This is a genomic window from Octadecabacter arcticus 238, from assembly GCF_000155735.2.
GTDB classification, from domain to species: Bacteria; Pseudomonadota; Alphaproteobacteria; order Rhodobacterales; family Rhodobacteraceae; genus Octadecabacter; species Octadecabacter arcticus.
This window is the reverse complement of sequence record NC_020908.1, coordinates 21,825-40,734: the sequence shown is the minus strand read 5'-3', so window position 1 is coordinate 40,734 and position 18,910 is coordinate 21,825. Positions and strand designations below refer to the sequence as shown.

At 58.0% G+C, this 18,910-nt stretch carries 16 protein-coding genes; 8 read left to right on the top strand and 8 right to left on the bottom strand.

Going from position 1 to position 18,910, the window contains the following annotated elements; all coding sequences use genetic code 11:
- The first annotated feature begins 19 nt into the window (after positions 1–19).
- The 6 genes from OA238_RS00180 to OA238_RS00155 all read left to right on the top strand — a co-directional run bounded on the left by OA238_RS00180 (position 20) and on the right by OA238_RS00155 (position 6,340).
- Complete coding sequence (locus OA238_RS00180) at positions 20–778, top strand: DeoR/GlpR family DNA-binding transcription regulator (protein WP_015493553.1); 759 nt, start codon at positions 20–22, stop codon at positions 776–778.
- A 22-nt stretch (positions 779–800) separates the two neighbouring features.
- Positions 801–1,667 (top strand): carbohydrate ABC transporter permease, encoded by an 867-nt coding sequence (locus OA238_RS00175; protein ID WP_015493552.1) that lies wholly within the window; start codon positions 801–803, stop codon positions 1,665–1,667.
- The gene (locus OA238_RS00170) at positions 1,664–2,464 is read left to right on the top strand and encodes a carbohydrate ABC transporter permease (protein WP_015493551.1); all 801 of its coding nucleotides are present in this window, start codon (positions 1,664–1,666) and stop codon (positions 2,462–2,464) included. Before OA238_RS00175 ends, OA238_RS00170 begins: the two co-directional genes overlap by 4 nt.
- Before the next feature lie 212 nt (positions 2,465–2,676).
- Positions 2,677–3,813 carry a phosphoserine transaminase gene (locus OA238_RS00165; RefSeq protein ID WP_015493550.1) on the top strand — a complete coding sequence of 379 codons (1,137 nt, stop codon included), beginning with the start codon at positions 2,677–2,679 and terminating at the stop codon, positions 3,811–3,813.
- Between the two features lie 69 nt (positions 3,814–3,882).
- On the top strand, positions 3,883–5,478 hold the full coding sequence (serA, locus tag OA238_RS00160) for a phosphoglycerate dehydrogenase (RefSeq protein WP_015493549.1): 1,596 nt from the start codon (positions 3,883–3,885) through the stop codon (positions 5,476–5,478).
- A gap of 79 nt (positions 5,479–5,557) precedes the next feature.
- Positions 5,558–6,340 (top strand): metallophosphoesterase, encoded by a 783-nt coding sequence (locus OA238_RS00155; protein WP_015493548.1) that lies wholly within the window; start codon positions 5,558–5,560, stop codon positions 6,338–6,340.
- Here the strand turns inward: OA238_RS00155 and OA238_RS28485 are convergent.
- On the bottom strand, positions 6,337–6,813 hold the full coding sequence (locus tag OA238_RS28485; RefSeq protein WP_187293123.1) for a GNAT family N-acetyltransferase: 477 nt from the start codon (positions 6,811–6,813) through the stop codon (positions 6,337–6,339). The genes OA238_RS00155 and OA238_RS28485 overlap by 4 nt on opposite strands.
- 88 nt (positions 6,814–6,901) lie before the next feature.
- On the opposite strand from OA238_RS28485, the gene mnmH reads away from it, so the two are divergent.
- Positions 6,902–7,954: a tRNA 2-selenouridine(34) synthase MnmH gene (mnmH, locus tag OA238_RS00145; RefSeq protein ID WP_015493546.1), complete on the top strand. Its 1,053-nt coding sequence runs from the start codon at positions 6,902–6,904 to the stop codon at positions 7,952–7,954.
- On the opposite strand, the gene selD is transcribed toward mnmH, so the two are convergent.
- Genes selD through OA238_RS00125 form a run of 4 tightly spaced genes read right to left on the bottom strand, consistent with a single transcriptional unit; the run spans position 7,947 to position 14,192 of the window.
- Positions 7,947–10,073, bottom strand: a complete 2,127-nt coding sequence (gene selD / locus OA238_RS00140; RefSeq protein ID WP_015493545.1) for a selenide, water dikinase SelD — start codon at positions 10,071–10,073, stop codon at positions 7,947–7,949. The two genes, mnmH and selD, sit on opposite strands and share 8 nt — an antisense overlap.
- A 57-nt stretch (positions 10,074–10,130) precedes the next feature.
- On the bottom strand, positions 10,131–11,165 hold the full coding sequence (locus tag OA238_RS00135) for a lipocalin-like domain-containing protein (RefSeq protein WP_015493544.1): 1,035 nt from the start codon (positions 11,163–11,165) through the stop codon (positions 10,131–10,133).
- Complete coding sequence (locus OA238_RS00130) at positions 11,155–13,539, bottom strand: ABC transporter permease (protein WP_015493543.1); 2,385 nt, start codon at positions 13,537–13,539, stop codon at positions 11,155–11,157. The genes OA238_RS00135 and OA238_RS00130 overlap by 11 nt, the downstream gene beginning before the upstream one ends.
- Positions 13,536–14,192, bottom strand: coding sequence for an ABC transporter ATP-binding protein (locus OA238_RS00125; RefSeq protein WP_044035986.1), 657 nt, complete (start codon positions 14,190–14,192; stop codon positions 13,536–13,538). The genes OA238_RS00130 and OA238_RS00125 overlap by 4 nt, the downstream gene beginning before the upstream one ends.
- 195 nt (positions 14,193–14,387) lie before the next feature.
- Here OA238_RS00125 and OA238_RS00120 point away from each other — a divergent pair, with 195 nt between their 5' ends.
- On the top strand, positions 14,388–15,563 hold the full coding sequence (locus OA238_RS00120) for an acetyl-CoA C-acyltransferase family protein (RefSeq protein WP_015493541.1): 1,176 nt from the start codon (positions 14,388–14,390) through the stop codon (positions 15,561–15,563).
- Here the strand turns inward: OA238_RS00120 and yaaA are convergent.
- From yaaA to OA238_RS00105, 3 genes are all read right to left on the bottom strand, one after another.
- Complete coding sequence (gene yaaA, locus OA238_RS00115; protein WP_015493540.1) at positions 15,560–16,342, bottom strand: peroxide stress protein YaaA; 783 nt, start codon at positions 16,340–16,342, stop codon at positions 15,560–15,562. The two genes, OA238_RS00120 and yaaA, sit on opposite strands and share 4 nt — an antisense overlap.
- 153 nt (positions 16,343–16,495) lie before the next feature.
- Positions 16,496–18,529 (bottom strand): DNA helicase RecQ, encoded by a 2,034-nt coding sequence (gene recQ, locus OA238_RS00110; RefSeq protein ID WP_015493539.1) that lies wholly within the window; start codon positions 18,527–18,529, stop codon positions 16,496–16,498.
- A gap of 69 nt (positions 18,530–18,598) precedes the next feature.
- Positions 18,599–18,868 carry a YggT family protein gene (locus OA238_RS00105; RefSeq protein WP_015493538.1) on the bottom strand — a complete coding sequence of 90 codons (270 nt, stop codon included), beginning with the start codon at positions 18,866–18,868 and terminating at the stop codon, positions 18,599–18,601.
- Positions 18,869–18,910: the final 42 nt, after the last annotated feature.

The window sequence follows — 18,910 nt, the reverse complement described above, 5'->3', positions numbered from 1 at the left end:
TGACGCTAAGGAGTAGGGAATGGTCTCAAATTTCAGGCAACAAGAGATTCTCGAACTGGCGCGCCAAGACGGCAAAGTCATGGTCGACGATCTTTCAGCGCATTACGGCGTCACAGTTCAAACAATCAGGCGGGACCTGTCGGACCTGGCAGAGGCCGGGCAACTAGATCGGGTTCACGGTGGGGCGGTCGTGCCATCCGGTGTTGTGAACATCATTTATGAAGAACGTCGCCGCCTCAACGAGGTCGGCAAAAAATCGATAGGTGTCCAATGCGCCCAGTCTATTCCGGACGGCGCGTCGGTGTTCATGAACATCGGCACAAGCACCGAAGCCGTCGCACGCGAATTAATTGATCACGAAAATTTACTGGTCGTCACCAACAATTTGAACATCGCGCAAATATTGACGGCCAGTCCGACTTGCAAAATTATTCTGGCGGGCGGCGAATTGCGGCGGTCCGACAGCGGTGTAGTCGGTGTCCTGACCGTCGAGATGGTGAAGCAGTTCAAATTCGACTTCTCAATTCTGGGTTGTTCGGCCATTGATGCGGATGGGGATCTTCTTGATTTTGACGGGCAAGAAATCATCGTCAGCACAACGGCCATTGGTCGGTCACGCAACGTTCTTATCGTCGCCGATCACATCAAGTTTCAGCGCAAAGCCCCGCTTACGATTTGTTCACTCAAAGACGTCGATCAATTGTTTACGGACCGCCCTTTGGCCGATGAGCTGGCAAGCAATTGCGTCAGCTGGGGAACCAAAGTGGTGACGACCTGAAGCCGTTTGTGAGTGCCGTGACATGAAGGATCAAAACAACTCCGGCTGGGTATTCGTCTTGACCGCCGTGCTCATTCTTGGCTTTGTCGGGCTGATCCCACTTATCACTGTCATCAATTATTCATTCTTTGATATCTTCATCCTGGAGTCCCGATTTTGGGTGGGTTTGGAATGGTATGGTGGCATCATCAGTTCTGGCCGCTTCTGGGCAAGCTTTGGACGCAGCACGTTGTTCTCGGTTTTGGTTCTCGTGATTCAGATACCTCTCGGCATTGCGATTGCGCTTTGTATTCCGAGACGCAAGTTCTGGATTGGCATCGCGCTCGCCGTCGTTGCCCTGCCACTGCTGGTGCCTTGGAACATGATCCCGTCCCTTTGGCTGAGCCTGCTGAACCCCGACACGGGAATTCTAGGTCGCGCCATGACCTACATCGGATGGTCATCTGACTGGAAACTTTCCATTTCTTTAACTTGGTTGGTCATCATCGCGATGGACGTGTGGCACTGGTCCAGCCTTGTTGTGATCTTGTGCTACAGTGCACTCACAACAATTCCCCCGTCGTACTATCAAGCCGCCGCGATTGACGGAGCCAGCCCATTGCAGGTGTTTAGACACATCCAACTGCCAAAGCTATATCATGTTCTGTTGATGGCAATTCTTCTACGATTTATGGATTCGTTCATGATCTACACCGAGGCGTTTCCGATCAACGCGGGCGGCCCCCACAATGCCACAATGTTTCTTGCCGTTGATCTGGGTGAGGACATTAAAGCCTTCAACTATGGCCCTTCGGCGGCTCGGTCGGTCCTTTATTTCTTGATTGTTTTGAGCGTGGCATGGATGTTCACCAAAGCCCAAGGCAAGCTAGACGGTGGACAATCGTCATGAACAAATACCTACCCGCGCTTAAGATTATCGGGCTACTAGGTTTCGTGCTGTTCATCTTCCTGCCGCTTATACAAATGACGCTGCTCAGCTTTGTGGTCACATTGGCGAAACCGGATGCGAACGTGGGCAGTTTCACATGGGGCAACTACAGCACCATCATGATCGATCCCAACTTGCGATCCGCTTTTGTCAATTCGATTGCCTATGTCCTGATCAACATCTGCATCACAGTGCCGGTGGCGATCCCCGCGGCCTACGCGTTCTCTCGCATGTCGTTTCTGGGTGACAAACACCTGTTCCTTGCCTTTATCGCGTTTCGGATCACACCCCCTGTTGTGCTGACCCTACCAATCTTTCAGCTGTTTTCTGCCGTTGGGATCGTGAACTCCGTCTTTGGAATCGCGCTGGCCCATTGCCTGTTCAATCTCCCGATTGCGATCTGGATTTTGCAGGGATTCATTTCCGCCATCCCGAAAGAAATGGACGAAGCCGCATTTCTGGACGGATATTCTCGTCCACGCTTTATCTGGAAATTTTTACTACCCCAGATCGCACCAGGCATCGCAGTCACGGCATTCTTCTGTTTCATGTTCTCTTGGGTTGAGGTGGTCTTTGCACGGATTCTTACAACCACAAACGGCAAGCCGATTAGCATGGCAATCAATGCGCTGTTCGGATTTCAGACCGACATCGGGTTGGTTATGGCCGTCACTGTCGCGTCAATGGTGCCGGGTGCCGTGCTGCTCTTTGCGATGCGCAATCATCTGTCGCGGGGCTTCAAGATCGGTCAGGTCTGAAGCGATCAGTCCCCAATCGAGCGAAGCCCTACCTCTGATAGGTGGCCTCCTCCCTGACTTGGATAACGCGCTCTGCGGCACAAAAAGGCCCACTGTGCTTGGCCCTGCAGGCGATGTGCCTTTGCCTATTGCAGTATTTTCAGTGTTTGAGTATGCCGCGAGGTGGGACACCCTTCCCCAACGAAGGGCGCTTATCTGGAAGGATAGCACAAATGGCTATTACGACACCCGGCGCGCGGCCGGCAAATCCGCGTTTTTCATCTGGCCCTTGTGCCAAACCCCCCACATGGTCGCTTGACGTACTAAAGGACGCTCCGCTTGGTCGTTCGCACCGCGCTGCCGTGGGCAAAGAAAAGTTAAAGGAAGCAATCGATCTCACGCGGGATGTGCTGGGCATTCCTGCTGATTACCGCATTGGCATTGTGCCCGCATCCGACACGGGTGCCGTGGAAATGGCGATGTGGTCACTGTTGGGCGAACGCCCCGTTCAGATGGTTGCATGGGAAAGTTTTGGCGCGGGCTGGGTCAGCGACGTCATCAAACAGCTCAAGATCGAAGCCTCCGAGCATATCGAAGATTACGGTCACATCGTGGATATGGCGGCGCTGGATTACGACCAAGACGTCGTGTTCACGTGGAATGGCACGACATCTGGCGTGCGGGTTGCGGGCGATCCGATCCCTGCCAACCGCACAGGTTTGACAATTTGCGACGCGACCAGTGCGGCCTTTGCGCAAGACCTGCCGTGGGACAAGTTGGATGTGACGACGTTTTCCTGGCAGAAAGTCATGGGCGGCGAAGCGGCGCATGGGATGATCGTTTTGTCGCCACGTTCGGTTGAACGGCTTGAGAATTATACACCTCCTTGGCCGATGCCAAAGATTTTCCGCATGACCAAAGGCGGCAAATTGATTGAAGGCATCTTTAAGGGTGAAACGATCAACACGCCGTCGATGCTATGTGTCGAAGACTACCTGTTCGCGCTGCATTGGGCGAAATCAATCGGCGGTCTGGACGCGCTGAAAATGCGCGCCGATGCCAATGCGCAAGCGATCTGGAATTTCTGTGCCACACGCGACTGGATCGACAATCTTGCGGTCAATGCGGCGACACGATCAAACACGTCGGTCTGTTTGAAATTTACCGATCCGCGCATCAAAGATGGTGCAGCCTTTGCCAAAGCCATAGCAAAGCGGCTTGAGGTTGAAGGCATTGCGCTGGATATCGGGGCGTATCGCGACGCGCCGGCTGGCCTGCGTATTTGGTGTGGTGCAACCATCGAGACAAGCGACATCGAAGCGATGTTGCCGTGGCTCGACTGGGCGTTCCAGACCGAAATCAACGCATAAGTTTCGGGACCGCCCGTATCAGTTCGGCGCGGTCCCACCCCCAAACATTTCAATTGAAGGACGCTTAACATGGCTCCCAAAGTACTCATCTCTGATAGCCTTTCGCAGGCCGCAGTGCAGATTTTCCGCGACCGCGGTGTTGACGTGGATTTCATGCCAGACCTTGGCAAAGACAAAGACGCGCTGGCTGCCGTGATTAGCCAATATGATGGCCTTGCCATCCGCTCTGCCACCAAGGTCACCGCGAAATTGCTGGAAAGTGCGCCGAACCTAAAGGTCATTGGCCGCGCCGGTATCGGCACCGACAACGTCGACAAAGAAGCCGCATCCAAGGCCGGTATCATCGTCATGAACACACCGTTCGGCAATATGATCACCACCGCCGAACACGCAATCGCGATGATGTTCGCCGTGGCGCGCCAAATTCCCGAAGCGTCCGCATCCACCCATGCGGGCAAATGGGAGAAATCCAAATTCATGGGGGTTGAGCTGACCGGCAAGACCCTTGGTGTCATCGGTGCGGGCAACATTGGCGGCATTGTCTGCGACCGCGCGCGGGCCTTGAAAATGAAGGTCATGGCGTACGATCCGTACCTCGGCGAAGAGAAGGCCGATAAGATGGGCGTGCAAAAGGTTGAATTGGAGGAGCTGCTGGAAAAGGCTGATTTCATCACTCTGCATGTGCCGTTCACCGACCAGACCGCCAATATCCTGAGCCGCGAAAACATTGCCAAGACCAAGAAAGGTGTGCGGATTATCAACTGCGCGCGCGGTGGTCTGGTCGATGAAGCCGCCCTCGCTGATGCGTTGAAATCAGGCCATGTGGCGGGCGCGGCGTTTGACGTGTTCGCGGTCGAACCCGCAACAGACAGCCCGTTGTTCAACCTGCCCAATGTCGTCGTGACACCGCACCTTGGCGCTGCGACCACCGAGGCACAGGAAAACGTCGCACTGCAAGTCGCCGAGCAGATGTCGGATTATCTGATGACGGGGGCCGTGACCAATGCGCTGAACATGCCGTCGGTGACAGCAGAAGAGGCCAAGGTCATGACACCGTGGATTTCACTGTCCGGACACCTCGGCAATTTCATCGGCCAGATGACGGATGAACCGATCCAAGCCATTAACATCCTGTTTGACGGCACGGTGTCGGACATGAACCTTGAGGCACTGACAGCCGCCGTTGTTGCGGGCATCATGAAAAAGGCCAACCCTGACACCAACATGGTCAGCGCGCCCGTGATCGCCAAAGAACGCGGCATCAAGATCAGCACGACCAAGCAGGATAAAACCGGCGCGTTTGACGGGTACATGAAGGTTACGGTTGTGACGTCCAAGCGGGAACGCTCGGTCGCAGGCACGGTCTTTAGTGATGGCAAACCGCGCTTTATCCAGATCAAAGGCATCAACATCGACGCTGAGATCGGGGCGCATATGATCTACACCACCAACGAAGACGTGCCCGGAATTATCGGCACGTTGGGCCAAACCATGGGCAAACATAACGTCAATATCGCGAACTTCACACTGGGCCGTTCTGCGGCAAATGGCGAAGCGATTGCGCTGCTGTATGTGGACGAAACGGTCCCCGCCGCTGCCTTGGCAGAAATAGAAGCCACAGGCATGTTCACGCAAGTAAAACCGCTGACCTTCGACGTGGCCTAAACCCTCTATACCCTGCCTTTGTCTCCTAAATATCCTGGGGGAGCCGAAGGCGGGGGCAAAGCCCCTCGAAAGGCCAACCATGTTTTATGCCCTCGGTGATATCCACGGACAGATGGCGCAGCTTGACCGCGCTTTGGCGTTGATCGATGCCGATGGTGGTGGCGATGCTGACCTGTATTTTGTCGGTGATCTTGTGGATCGCGGACCAGACAGTCGTGGCGTCATTCAAACGATCATTGACGGGCAAAACGCGGGAAAGCCATGGCACTGCATCCTCGGCAATCATGATCTTATGTTTCATCAGTTCGTGACATCGGCGAAAGTTCTGCACCCTGAAATCCTGTCGGGCAAAACGTGGTTGCATCACCGACTTGGGGGCGTGCGGACCTTGGCGTCGTATATGGGCGCTACAGAACTGGATCATCCTGGCTGGATCAGTTGGGACCACGCAAACGAACACGGGCTCGACCCTGCGTCAGACAGCCTGTTGGCCGCCTTTGCGGATGCAGCGAAAGATGCGGTGCCTGCGTCCCATCTTGATTGGATCGCAGCATTGCCGCTGTTCATCAAAGCACCCCACGATCATATTTTTGTCCACGCGGGCATTCGCCCGAACGTTGCAACAGATGATCAAGCGCAAAGCGATCTGATCTGGATCAGGGAAGGCTGGCTGGATTACGGCGGCGAACTGGACGCGATGTATGTGCACGGCCACACCGCGCTGGATTTTCCGCAGCACCATGGCAACCGGATCAATATTGACGGTGGCGCAGGCTATGGGCGGCCCCTCGTGCCGACGCTGTTTGACGGCGCGGGTTGGTTCACGCTGGACGACAACGGCCGCACGCCACTGCACCCCTAGATCGCGCGCGTCATCCGGTGCCGGGTATGGCGGTCTTCCGTCGGCGGAAACGACTGTTCAAGCGCGAACCCTTCGCGGTCCCAAAACGCGCGACCCTTCAGGTTCTGATCCAGTACCGCAACCAGTTGGCGGGTTGATCCGCGCGCGCGTGCAAGGGTTGTCGCGTGGGCGAGGGCATGACCCCTAACACCCCCGCCCCGCGCGTGTGGCGCCAACAACAACAGCCCGATGTAGCTGTCGTTCGCCTCAGGGTAGCCAAAAACAACACCAAGTATGCCCAGCAAGCGATCTGCATCAAACATCCCGATATGCACGGCGTCTGCTGCACCGACATTTGGCGGTCGTTCATTGAAAAAACTGTCCGTCGTCGCCTCATCGGGGGCACGTCCATCTTCAAGCAGAACATAATCTGCGGCGTCAGCAAACAGTCGCGCCACGACGGCCCGATCCGTGTTTGCTGAAAGGCTGCGCATGATCATGGCGCACGATACCGGTGATGGGGACGAGCAGACAAGGTCGTATCGCCTTTCGGCCCATCGCGCGGTCAGGTAAGCATCGCCAATGAAAACCAGCTTCTCCAGTCTGACCGATATCCTTGATCACGGGTTCGACACGGTCATCGACGTGCGTTCCCCCGCTGAATTCGCCGAAGATCACGTGCCCGGCGCGATCAACCTACCCGCATTGTCCAATGACGAACGCGCGCGGGTGGGAACGATCTACGTACAAGAGGCGCCGTTCAAGGCCCGCAAGATTGGCGCGGCGCTTGTGGCGCGCAATGTCGCTGAGCATTTGGATGGACCGCTAAAAGACATCGCAGGCAGTTGGAGGCCGCTGGTATATTGCTGGCGCGGCGGGCAGCGGTCGGGGTCTTTCGCGTCGATCCTGTCACAGATCGGCTGGCGTGCCGAAGTGATTGACGGCGGCTATCAAAGCTATCGAAATCTTGTGCATTACGTGCTCTACAAAGACGCCGTAACGCATCGGTTGATCCTGCTCGACGGCAACACAGGCACCGCGAAAACCGATATTTTGCATCGCTTGCAAGGGCTAGGTGTGCAGGTCCTCGACCTGGAAGGATTGGCGAACCATCGCGGGTCTTTGTTGGGATCCATGGCAGGCGGACAGCCGGCACAAAAGGGGTTTGAAACGGCATTGGCCTGTGCGCTTGCACGGATGGACCCCACGCGGCCAATTATGGTGGAGGCCGAAAGCAGCAAGGTTGGCGAACGGGTCGTGCCGCCAACTCTATGGGCCGCGATGAAGGCGGCGTCGCGCATTGAAATCGACGCGCCGCTGGACGCACGGGCGCAGTATCTCGCAGATGCTTATGAGGACATCAGTGCGGATACAGCGGGTTTGACTGCCAAGCTGGAAATCTTGCGCCGTCACCGTGGCGGGCTGGTTGATGGCTGGCTTGCGCTTTTGCAGGCGGGCGCACTCAAAGCACTGGCCCGCGCGTTGATGGATGAGCATTACGACCCAACCTACCGGTCAGGGCGCACGCGTCACGGGGCGGATGTGTTGCAACGGTTCGATGTGGCCGATTTGGGGATCGACGCGCGGGCCGATTTGGCGGGGCGCATCGCTGCTTGGGTCGAAACCGTCAGCTAAATGTCACGCTGTTGCCATCGATGATGTCACCGATGATCCAGACATTGGATTTTTTAGCCAATGCGGTCGCCTTCGCCTTTGGTATCGCCGCAAGCAGGCCACCGCCTGTTTGGGGATCAAACATCAACGCTGCGTTTGCCGTGTCCGGCGCAGTGACACGCGGATCATTGCGGTTGTCAGGATAAAGCGTTGATCGAATACCCGCGTCGGCGAGATCCAGCGCGCCGTCCATCAGCGGGACGTCCGAAAGGCGCACATGTGCACCAACGCCCGAGGCTTCGCAGATGCCCGCCAGATGCCCCGCAAGGCCAAAGCCCGTCACATCCGTCATCGCATAGGCCTCTTTGAGCAACCGCGCAGCCGTATCTTGCGGTTGGATCATCACCTTGTAACACGCCAACACATCGCCGCCGTGCGCCAGCATTCGCATTTCAGCCGCAAGGATCGTACCAGACCCAATGGGCTTGGTCAGCACCAGCACGTCGCCAACATTGGCCCCTGCCAGCGTGATCGGCGTGCGTTTGCAAAGTCCGGTGATCGACAGGCCGATGGTCAGCCCGTCGCCCATCGTCGTGTGCCCCCCCACAAGAGCTGCGCCGCCAAGATTGCGGGCCATTGTCTGGGTTATTTCGGTCACGGTGCGTTGCTGCAATTGGGCAGACATGCGCGGAAGTGTCAGCGACAGGACAGCCGCCTGCGGGTCTGCACCCATCGCCCAGACATCGCCCAGCGCGTGGGTGGCGGTGATTTGGGCCATGAGGACGGGATCAATCGTCACCGCACTTAGATGATCAGTGGTGAAAACTTGCGTCTCGCCACCAGTTTTCAAAAGGGCAGCGTCATCGCCAGGCAAGGAGATGATGTCTTTGCGTGTCGTGGCTGGCAGCGTGGCAAGCGCACCCTGCAGGGCACCGCGACCGACCTTGGCGCCGCAACCGCCACACATGGGAGCATCGCCCATGGTCTCAATCACCCCAGTCGCCATGCGCAGCGGCAGCGGCTGCTGCATCACTGGCAAAGTGTCGAATTGATCCATGAATTTGCGGTCGATATGGTTTTTCCATTTCCACAAAAGCGCGCCACGTCGTGCAGTTCCCAGCTTTTCTGCCAGTGCGGACTTACCGCCGAGTGAGATAAGTTTCAGGTAGTCTTTTTGCGGATGATAGTTGCGCATTTTTCCACCCGACAGGCGGGCGCGTAGATTGTCGAACAGGTACGGGGCCTCGCGCACAGCAAAGACGCCCGCCTTGGGGCGTGGGTCATGGGACAGGTGGGCGCAATCACCGACAGCAAAAATGTCCGGGTCAGACGTTTGCAGGGTCACCCCAACGACGAGCGAGCCTTGATGTAGGTCCAGCCCGATGTCGGCGATCCAGTCATGCGGACGCGCACCTGCAGCGCCTGTGGTGAAATCGGACGCGATAAGCGTGCCATCGGTAAGGTGCACAGCATCTGCGCGCACGTCTTCAACGTCAGCGTGTTCAACCAGTGTGACGCCGAGTTCTTCTAGCGCCGTAAGCAGGCGATTTCGGGCAGGAGGGTCGAACCCGTCAAGAACCTCACCACGATCAATCAGCGAGACCTGCGGGGCCTTGTCGCGCAACGCATAGGCCATCGCCATGGCAAGTTCCGCGCCCGCCACGCCGCCGCCGATGACGGCGACCTTGGGGGCGGTGGCCGTAGTGCGGTATGCATCCCACCGTGACGCGAAAGCGCCGAGCGGTTTAGCAGGGATACCAAAGTCCGCAAATCCCGCAAGGCGCGGCATTTCGGATGTGATCCCAACATCAATTGCGGCGACATCGTAGGCAATGTCAGGGCGACCTAAGACGGTGATGGTTTTGCCCACAGGATCAATTGCCGTGGCTTTGCCAGCGATCAAACGGGCCCCCGCAAAGCGCGCGAGTTGCACCAGATCAATGTCCAACTCATCGCGGGTGTAATGCCCTGCGACAAAGCCCGGAAGCATGCCGGAATAAGGTGCTGTCGGACCGGGATTAATCACGGTCAGGCGCACACCGGGCAGCGGGTTCATCCCCCAACTGCGCAGCACAAGGGCGTGGGTGTGACCACCGCCCACCAAAACGAGGTCGCGGGTGTAGGGGATCGTTGTTTTCATAGCATCGTCTTAACGCGGCGCGCACACTGGCGCGAGGGGCTTGTGGTCACGGATCTGTCACTCGTACCCCGTCATTTCCAGATAGCCGACGCCGGTGTGGCTGCCAGTGACCGTAATCGGGCCTTCCCAATAAGGAACCGAGGTTTGCATCCATGCTTGATCGTTGATCGCCGCAACGGTGACATCGACATCGCGGTCCGGCAGGGTCACGCGCCACCGCGTCGGGATTGTGCGCCCATCGACTATTGCGGTGGACAAAGGGTCGGCGTTGAACGCCCCGTCAGGATAGGCTGTGGTTTGGCCGTCCGGCGTGATCCATGTGGCCGATGTATAGACTGTCCCGTCGGTCTGACGCAGGCGAAACCCCATCAGCTTGCCCGAATCGAGCGAAAGCGAAAACCAGTCCCAACCGGTTTGATTGTCCGACAGCGGTTGCGACGACCATTCGCGATCAAGCCACGCGGTGCCCGTCACGTCGACATCTCCGTCTGGCAACGTGAGCGTCCCTTCGATCGTATAAGAAGGCTGTGAATAATAATAGGATGCTTGCCCTTCAGCGGATTTCACCGAGTAGCCGTTGTTGCCGTGAAAAATCAGCGGCCCAGTTGCCGTAAGGTTCATATCATAGGCAAAATCGGGGCCGCTCGCGGTCATGGTCAGCCTGTCGAAATCAGGGCCAGTCAGCTGCCAGTCATCGATCCATGCTTCAAACGGGTCAGCAGTGACGCCGGCCTGACCGATCCCGCCACGGGCAAGGCGTTCGGTGACATAGTGCATGTCAAGTGTGGTAACGGCAGCATGACCCATCCAGAGTTGCGGCGAGGACCATCCGGCACCCTGTTCTGGCGCAAGGGCCGTGCGAAACAACGTCCATTGAAGGCCATAGGGCGTCCCGTCGGCGGCCTGCAAGTTGGCCGTCAGATACCACCATTCGATGCGGTAATCGGCATGCGGGCCGTGATCGGTCGGAAAGTCAAAGATGGCAGGGCTTTGCGGAGTCGCGAAGCCGTCAGTTTCCGTACCAAGGCCAGCAAAGCCTTGGGCGGAGGCGGCAAATGGCCAGAGCAGGAGGAGGAGCACCCTAGCGTTCATTGGAAAACACCTTGAGCAGATCAGCGGGACGGGTACGGGCAAGTTTGCGGGCGGGCCACAGCGCCGCAAGGACGGCGGCGATCACTGCAAAGACCGCAAGGCGCAAATAGGCCAAGGGAAACAGATACATTGGCAGCCGCCAGCCGAACGCCTCAACATTGACAACAGCCAGCAAGGTCCATGCGAGGGCGAGGCCAAGCGGAAGCGCGAGGGCGGCGGTGAGCAGGGCGAGCAGCACCGCGCGGATGATTTCGAGGCGCCCTAAGCGTGCCCGCGTCAGGCCCTGTGCCCAAACGGGCGCAAGTTGCGGCAGGCGCATCGTGGCGAGGGTGAGCAGGCTCATCAATATGGCGAACCCCGCCACGGCGAGGGTAAGGACGTTGAGCGCGCCTGTGACCGTAAAAGTGCGCTCGAACACATCAAGCGAGAAGGCTTTGATCCCCGCTTGATTGATCATGTTACTCTCAGCCAGCCCGAAGCTGTCGCGCAGTTCGGCGGATAAGGCAGGAACATCAGCGGGGTCCATGCGCAGGCCAAACCTCAGGGCGCGAATGTCGGGAAACAGGGTGTTTAACAACGTTTCCGTCACAATGACTTGGCCAATGGTGTTGCCGTAATCGCCGTAGATACCAAGGACTACAAACGGCTGACCCGCGATGGTGATGGTGTCGCCAATCGCAATATCGCCGCGCCGCGCCAGTTGTTCGTTGATGGCAGCACCCTCCCCCGCTTCGATACGGGGCCATGCGTCGGGGGCGGACTGGAGGAACAACCAGTTTTCGCGGTATGTTGCGTGGGCTGTCGGGCCGTATATTTCGGAGGCCAGACCACGAATGTCTTGGTCAGCGGATTGGATCGGCAAAACTTTGTCGACGCGCGATGTCAAAAACGTTCGCAGCGCAGCCGCCTGCTCGGCGTCATCGGCATAGACGTAGAATTCGGACGCCAGCCGCTGGTCGAGGAAGCCCGTGAACGTCAGTCGGAACGAGCTGACCATGGTGGACACGCCGACGTTCGCGGCCATCGCCAACAGCAGCGCCATCAGCGCCAGTGACAAGCCGGGCAATTGCTGGCGCGTGTCGGCCCAAAACCATTCTGCGATGACAGATTTTGCCCGTGATGCGCCAAAGGCCAACGCGCGGTCCAGAACCACAGGGAGCGCCAAGGCCGCGCCTATCAGCAGCGCAGCGAGCATCCCGAAGCCCGCAATCAAGCCGCTGCCAAACGCGCCAAGGAGTGCTGCCAAGATCAACAATCCGACAGCTAGCGCCGCCTGATACAATCGCCCCCTGCCCGCCTGCATCGCCCATGCGCGCGGTCGCGCCGAGGCCAACAGCGGCATCCGTGCGAGCTGGAACAAAGACGTTGCAGCGGCCATACCTGTGCCACCGACAGCGATCAGCAGGCCCGATAGCCACCATTCGGGACGCAACTGCAATGTGCCGGAAACCGACGCGCCATACAGACCAGAAATTGTCGCAGCGACATCGGGCAATAGTGCAGCGGCGATAAGATAGCCCAAGCCGACGCCGATAGCCCCCGCGATGAGAGACAGGGCAAGCAGTTCAACTGCGATCAACGCCACCAGACGGCGCAGCGGAAAGCCGAGGGCCCGGAGGGTGCGGATCACAGGACGGCGCTGTTCAAACGCCAAGCCGATAGCACCGTGAACAATAAAAATGCCTACGGCGAAAGACAGCAGCCCAAACGCGGTGAGGTTAAGGTGAAAACTGTCAGTCAAACGCGCCACATCGGTCCCGTTTTGCGGTGTGCGCACCGTGAGATCAGGGGCGACGTCTGCCAACGGGGCTTGGTTCACCGGCTGCGCGGACGCGACAATCAGGCGGCTGAGAAAGCCGCCCATGTCTAGCAATCGCTGCGCCGTGCCAACATCTGTCAGGATCACTCCCCGGGCGACGTCAGGTGATGGCATGAGCGTGACGTTGTAGCCGCTGATCCGGTCCAACGTGTCTTGCGTGGCGTAGAACACCCCACCTGTCAGCACATCAACGGTCAGCTCTCGGTTGCTCAGATCAACGGGGCCAAGGCCGTTTGGCGCAGTCAACGGATCGAGCCCGATGAGGCGCACACCGTCCAGCCGCCCCTCGACGACAGGGCTGACGAGCCATCCGGCGCGGCGCAATTTAATGTAGTCAGCCTGCAGGATCATGCCAGTGTCTGATGTGATCTGGGCGAACTGGCCTTCGCCCAGCGTTGCAGCTGCGGCGTCATAGCTAGCCCGTGCTTCGGCGTTCACCGCCTGCACGCCAGACCAAAGGGCTGTCGCAAGTGACAGGCCAACAACCAATGTGAACAGCTGCATCGGGTTGCGCCACCAATGTGACAACAGCGCGTGCAACCCAGCACGGGTCATACGACGCGGCCCGCCCGAAGGTGCAACCGCCGGCCCATGCGCGCCGCAAGGCGTTCTGAATGTGTGACCATCAACAGCGCAGCATTTGTTTCCGCGACCAGCGTTAACATCAAGTCCAACACCGTGTCGGCGGTGGTTTCATCCAAGTTGCCGGTCGGTTCGTCGGCCAGCACAAGCGCTGGACGTGCGGCCAACGTACGCGCAATCGCCACCCGTTGCTGCTGCCCACCCGACAGTTGTTCGGGATATTTCGCCATGTGATCGGCCAGCCCCATGCGGTTGGTCAAATCGCGGGTCCAATCGACATCTTCAACGCCTGCAAGCCGCGCCTGAAACGCGATATTTGATGCGACCGTAAGGGACGGGATCAAGTTGAATTGCTGAAAGATAACGCCAACTTTGTCGCGCCTTACGGCAGCGCAGGAGGCGTCATCAAGTGCGCCAATGTCGACTCCATCAATCTCGACATGGCCACCATCGGGTTGGTCGAGCCCGCCAACAAGATGCAAAAGCGTGCTCTTGCCAGAACCGGATTCTCCAGTCAGCGCAAGGGTTTCCCCCCTGTCCATAGCCATGCTGATCCCGCTGAGGATCGCCACGGCACCGTCTGGGCTAGGGTAACTTTTGATGAGATCTGTGACGCGCAACAACATGGGTACATCTATTCCAGCAAGCGGCGGACGCGGCAAGGGACAGGGCGACGAATGTCTTAAATGTCGCGGCTGAATGGGCCGTGGCGTCCCGTTATGGAAAGCGTTAACCAATCATCAGAGACCGCGCCGCGACGTCAGACTTGGTGGATCAGCGCGGGTCATTAGAGTGTGGTTAACATTTCAAAGGAGCGCACCATGTCCGACATCGTCATTCTATCAGGGGCCAGAACCGCAATTGGCGCTTTTGGCGGCAGTCTTGCAGGAAGCCCGCCGATTGGTCTGGCCGCAACGGTCAGCAAGGCGGCGTTAGACCGTGGTGGCGTTGATCCGGCACAGATCGGGCATGTGACGTTCGGACATGTCATCAATACCGAACCGCGCGACATGTATCTTAGCCGCGTGGCGGCCATGGATGCAGGCGTTCCAGACAGTGTTCCAGCGATGAACGTGAACCGTTTGTGCGGGTCTGGTGTGCAGGCGATTGTATCAGTTATTCAATCACTTATGCTTGGGGATGCGGGCTTTGGCCTTGCTGGCGGTGCCGAAAATATGAGCCGCGCACCCTACATTTTAGCCGACGCGCGGTGGGGCGCGAAGATGGGGGATATCACGGGGCGTGACATGATGCTGGGCGCGTTGAATTGTCCGTTCGGGACGGGACACATGGGGGTGACGGCGGAAAACGTCGCGGCGGAACACGGGATCACCCGCGCCGCGCAGGACGCCTTTGCGATGCAATCCCAAGAGCGCGCAGCGGCGGCGATTGAAGCCGGATATTTCGACGAACAGATCGTCCCTGTTGAGGTGAAGCAGCGGCGGGAAACTGTTTTATTTCAACGCGATGAGCATCCCAAGGCGACTACGATTGACGCGCTGTCTGGGCTGCGTACGGTATTTCAAAAAGACGGCACCGTCACGGCGGGCAACGCATCAGGCATCAACGATGGTGCGGCAGCGGTGGTTTTGGCGACGGCTGAGGCGGCTGAAAAGGCGGGTTTGACGCCGAAATTCCGCGTTTTGGGCTATGCCCATGCAGGTGTGCGGCCTGAGGTTATGGGCATTGGACCCGTGCCAGCGGTGCAAAATTTGTTTGCGAAAACAGGTCTTTGCGCAGATGATTTCGATGTGATTGAAAGCAATGAGGCCTTTGCGTCGCAGGCTTTGGCGGCCTCACAGGAATTGGGGTTTGATGGCGCGCGCGTGAACCCGAACGGCGGCGCGATTGCGCTGGGCCATCCGGTTGGTGCAACGGGTGCGATCCTGACCGTCAAGGCGATGTATGAGCTTGAAAGAACAGGCAAAAAATGGGCACTGATTACGATGTGTATCGGCGGTGGTCAGGGTATCGCGCTGGCAATCGAACGGATTTAACCTGCCTTCGGATCGGGGTAATCGCGTAGGAAAACGGGGCGATTTTCGGTCGATAGGTCGGGATCAAAGACATAACCGCCTGATGTGAATTCGTTAACGCCTTGATGAGTCGTGACGCGGTGTTCGATGATGTGGCGGGCCATGGCACCGCGGGCACGTTTGGCGAAGAAGCTGACGATGCGCGGGCGGTCGTCTTTGACTTCCATAAACACTGGCGTGATGACGTTTAATTTCAAGGCTTTAGTGTCTGCTGCGCCAAAGTATTCTTGTGACGCACAGTTGACCAACGTGTCTGTGCCCATCGCGCCCGCTAGCGTGTTCAGCGCTTTGGAAATCGTGGTGCCCCAATAGTCATACAGCGATTTTCCGCGTCGGGTTTTCAGGCGGCTGCCCATCTCAAGACGGTAGGGTTGGATCGCGTCCAGTGGGCGCAAAAGACCGTAAAGACCAGACAGAATCCGCAGATGATCTTGGCCATAAGCCATGTCATCATCGCTGAGCGTTTTTGCCTCAAGCCCTTGATAGGTATCACCATTGAACGCAAGCGCGGCGGGTTTTATGCGATCCGCGGACGGCGCATCCTGAAACGCTTTGAAACGGTCATGGTTGAGGCGCGCCAGATCATCAGAGATCGACATCAGGGTCTTGAGGGCGCCCAAAGTCAGGTTGCGTGACGTCTTGGCCAGCCGGATTGCATCGTCTTGGAACGCGGGCTGCGTCCCGACAATTTCAACTGGGGCCCAGTCGAGGGATTTTGCAGGCGAAATGACTGTCAGCATAGGTGTTTTCCCCTTTGTGCGCCGCTGTTTGAGTTTGAGATAAAGTAAATCAGGTGTGAAGCAAATTTAACCAATGTTACCGATCTGGTAACTGACACAACCTGTACACAGGCTGTAGACAACCTGTGCAGCAAGGTGTGCATTTCGGCGCGATCACGCATCGCGCAAAATATCGAGGAACGCCGCGCCAAAACGGTCTGCTGCACGATCCCCCAACAGGCGGGTGATCGCGGCTTCGTCGCGGGGTTTTTGCGACGCGACTTTCGCAAGTTGGGACGCAGAACAGGACATGGGTTTGTCAGTGCCAGACGGTCCGCGCGACAGGGTCGCCTGCGTTTCGAGAAGACGGTCATAGATTGACCCATCATTGCGTCCGGCGAGTTTCTGGCGTTGCGGGTGCTGCGCTGCTGCTTCGCCGTTTATCACCGCAAGAAACGCCGCGCCGTAACTGTCGAGCTTTTTGGTGCCTACACCGCCGATGCGGGCCATATCATCGAGGCTTTTGGGGCGTTTTTCAGCCATTTCGATCAGGGTCTTGTCGTTGAAAACAATATAAGCAGGACCGCCAAGTTGTTCAGCAAAGGCGCGTCGTTTGGCCTTGAGCGCGGACAGAAGCGGCGCGTCTTCCTCGGATACCATTTGTTTGATCTTGGGGCCGGATTTCGCGGATTTGATAGTGTCGCGGCGCAGATCAATCGTCGCTTCGTCGCGCAAAATCGGGCGGGCTTTTGGTGTCATGCGCAACGCGCCGTGGCGTTCGGCGTTGGGGCGCATCAGGTCGTGGCCCATTATTTGCCGGAAAATCGCCTGCCATTGGACGCGGGAGTATTCTTTGCCGACGCCAAAGGTTGGCAGCTGGTCGTGGCTGCGTTGCGCGACTTTTTCAGTCATGTTGCCCAGCAGAATGTCGATCAGGTGGCCCGCGCCAAAGCGTTCTTCGGTGCGCAATGCAGCCGAGAGGGCCATGCGCACGGGGGTCGTGCCGTCGAACACGTCGGCGGGTTTGTCGCAAAGATCGCAGTTGCCACAGGGTGCGGGGTCTTCGCCGAAATAGGACAGCAGATTTTGGCGGCGGCAGTGCAAGGCTTCGGCGAGGCCAAGCAGCGCGTTCAGGCGGCCATGATCGGCGGCGCGGCGTTCGGGGGGGGCCAAACCTTCGTCGATTTGTTGGCGGCGATAGCGGATGTCGTCGGGGCCAAAAAGCGTGAGGGTTTCGGCGGGGGCACCGTCGCGCCCAGCGCGGCCGATTTCCTGGTAGTAGCTTTCAATGGATTTCGGCAAGTCGGCGTGGGCGACCCAGCGGATGTCGGGCTTGTCGATGCCCATGCCGAACGCGATGGTGGCACAAACGATCAGCCCGTCTTCTTGTTGAAAGCGGCGTTCGACATTGCGGCGATCATCGGCGTCCATGCCACCATGGTAGTGGCAGGCCGAATGTCGGGCGTCGCGCAAAGCTTTGGCTAGGGATTCGGTTTTTGCGCGGGTGCCGCAGTAGACGATGCCTGCTTGTTCTTTACGGGCATTGGCAAAGTTGATGATCTGGGCGCGCGGCCCGTCTTTAGCGGCAAAGGCGAGGTGGATATTAGGGCGATCAAAGCCCTGCAAAAAGATCGTCGGCGCGTGACCGTCGAACAGTTTTTCCACGATTTCAATGCGGGTTTCTTCGTCGGCGGTGGCGGTGAACGCGGCGAGCGGCACGTCGAGGTCGCGGCGCAAATCGCCGATGCGCAGATAATCAGGGCGAAAATCGTGGCCCCATTGGGACACACAATGCGCCTCGTCTACGGCGATCATGCTGACACCCGCTTGGCGCAGCATCCTCTGTGCGCCGTTAGAGGCGAGGCGTTCCGGCGCCATGTAAAGCAGTTTAAGGGTGCCGTTTTCGAGGTTGCGCCAAACCTCATCGGTTTCTTCCTCGGTGTTGCCGCTGGTCAGCGCACCCGCGACGACGCCTGCTTCTTTCAGCCCGCGCACTTGGTCACGCATCAGCGCGATGAGGGGGGAAATGACGACGGTAACGCCGTCACGCACCAGCGCAGGCAATTGGAAACACAGGGATTTGCCGCCACCCGTGGGCATGATGGCAAGGGTATTTTTACCTGTTGTCACGGCCTCAACGATCTCTTGTTGGCCCGGACGGTAACCGTCAAAGCCGAAAACGTCGCGGAGAAGCGTGGCAGCGCTCATGCTTGTAACCCTGTTTTTGGTGTGCCCGATTGGGCGCAAAGAATCACAGGGGGACGCCTAGGGCAAGCCTTAGACGAAGGAACCAGCGTTATTATAAAGGACGATGCGGATGGCTTGAATTGCCAGCAGTGCGATCAGTGGCGCAAGGTCAATGCCGCCCATTTGCGGCATGATGCGGCGGATCGGGCCATAGATCGGTTCCAGCAGGCGGCTGAGACCGTACCAGATTTGCGCCACGAACTGCTGGCGAATGTTTAGAACCTGAAACTGGATCAACCACGACATGATGAAATGCGCGGCTCTTCTCCGCTTTGTTGAGTAAGAAAAGATGCTGACCATCAAGTAACCTGTTGATATGTTAGGTTTCTGACAACTTTACAT

Bases quoted from the DNA above. Each gene is read 5' to 3' on its own strand.
- yaaA (WP_015493540.1), bottom strand. From the start codon at position 16,342: ATGCTGACAGTCATTTCGCCTGCAAAATCCCTCGACTGGGCCCCAGTT.
- OA238_RS00155 (WP_015493548.1), top strand. From the start codon at position 5,558: ATGTTTTATGCCCTCGGTGATATCCACGGACAGATGGCGCAGCTTGAC.
- OA238_RS00170 (WP_015493551.1), top strand. From the start codon at position 1,664: ATGAACAAATACCTACCCGCGCTTAAGATTATCGGGCTACTAGGTTTC.
- OA238_RS00125 (WP_044035986.1), bottom strand. From the start codon at position 14,192: ATGTTGTTGCGCGTCACAGATCTCATCAAAAGTTACCCTAGCCCAGAC.
- OA238_RS00130 (WP_015493543.1), bottom strand. From the start codon at position 13,539: ATGACCCGTGCTGGGTTGCACGCGCTGTTGTCACATTGGTGGCGCAAC.
- serA (WP_015493549.1), top strand. From the start codon at position 3,883: ATGGCTCCCAAAGTACTCATCTCTGATAGCCTTTCGCAGGCCGCAGTG.
- OA238_RS00120 (WP_015493541.1), top strand. From the start codon at position 14,388: ATGTCCGACATCGTCATTCTATCAGGGGCCAGAACCGCAATTGGCGCT.
- OA238_RS00135 (WP_015493544.1), bottom strand. From the start codon at position 11,165: ATGAACGCTAGGGTGCTCCTCCTCCTGCTCTGGCCATTTGCCGCCTCC.
- OA238_RS00165 (WP_015493550.1), top strand. From the start codon at position 2,677: ATGGCTATTACGACACCCGGCGCGCGGCCGGCAAATCCGCGTTTTTCA.
- selD (WP_015493545.1), bottom strand. From the start codon at position 10,073: ATGAAAACAACGATCCCCTACACCCGCGACCTCGTTTTGGTGGGCGGT.
- OA238_RS00105 (WP_015493538.1), bottom strand. From the start codon at position 18,868: ATGGTCAGCATCTTTTCTTACTCAACAAAGCGGAGAAGAGCCGCGCAT.
- OA238_RS28485 (WP_187293123.1), bottom strand. From the start codon at position 6,813: ATGCGCAGCCTTTCAGCAAACACGGATCGGGCCGTCGTGGCGCGACTG.
- OA238_RS00180 (WP_015493553.1), top strand. From the start codon at position 20: ATGGTCTCAAATTTCAGGCAACAAGAGATTCTCGAACTGGCGCGCCAA.
- recQ (WP_015493539.1), bottom strand. From the start codon at position 18,529: ATGAGCGCTGCCACGCTTCTCCGCGACGTTTTCGGCTTTGACGGTTAC.
- OA238_RS00175 (WP_015493552.1), top strand. From the start codon at position 801: ATGAAGGATCAAAACAACTCCGGCTGGGTATTCGTCTTGACCGCCGTG.
- mnmH (WP_015493546.1), top strand. From the start codon at position 6,902: ATGAAAACCAGCTTCTCCAGTCTGACCGATATCCTTGATCACGGGTTC.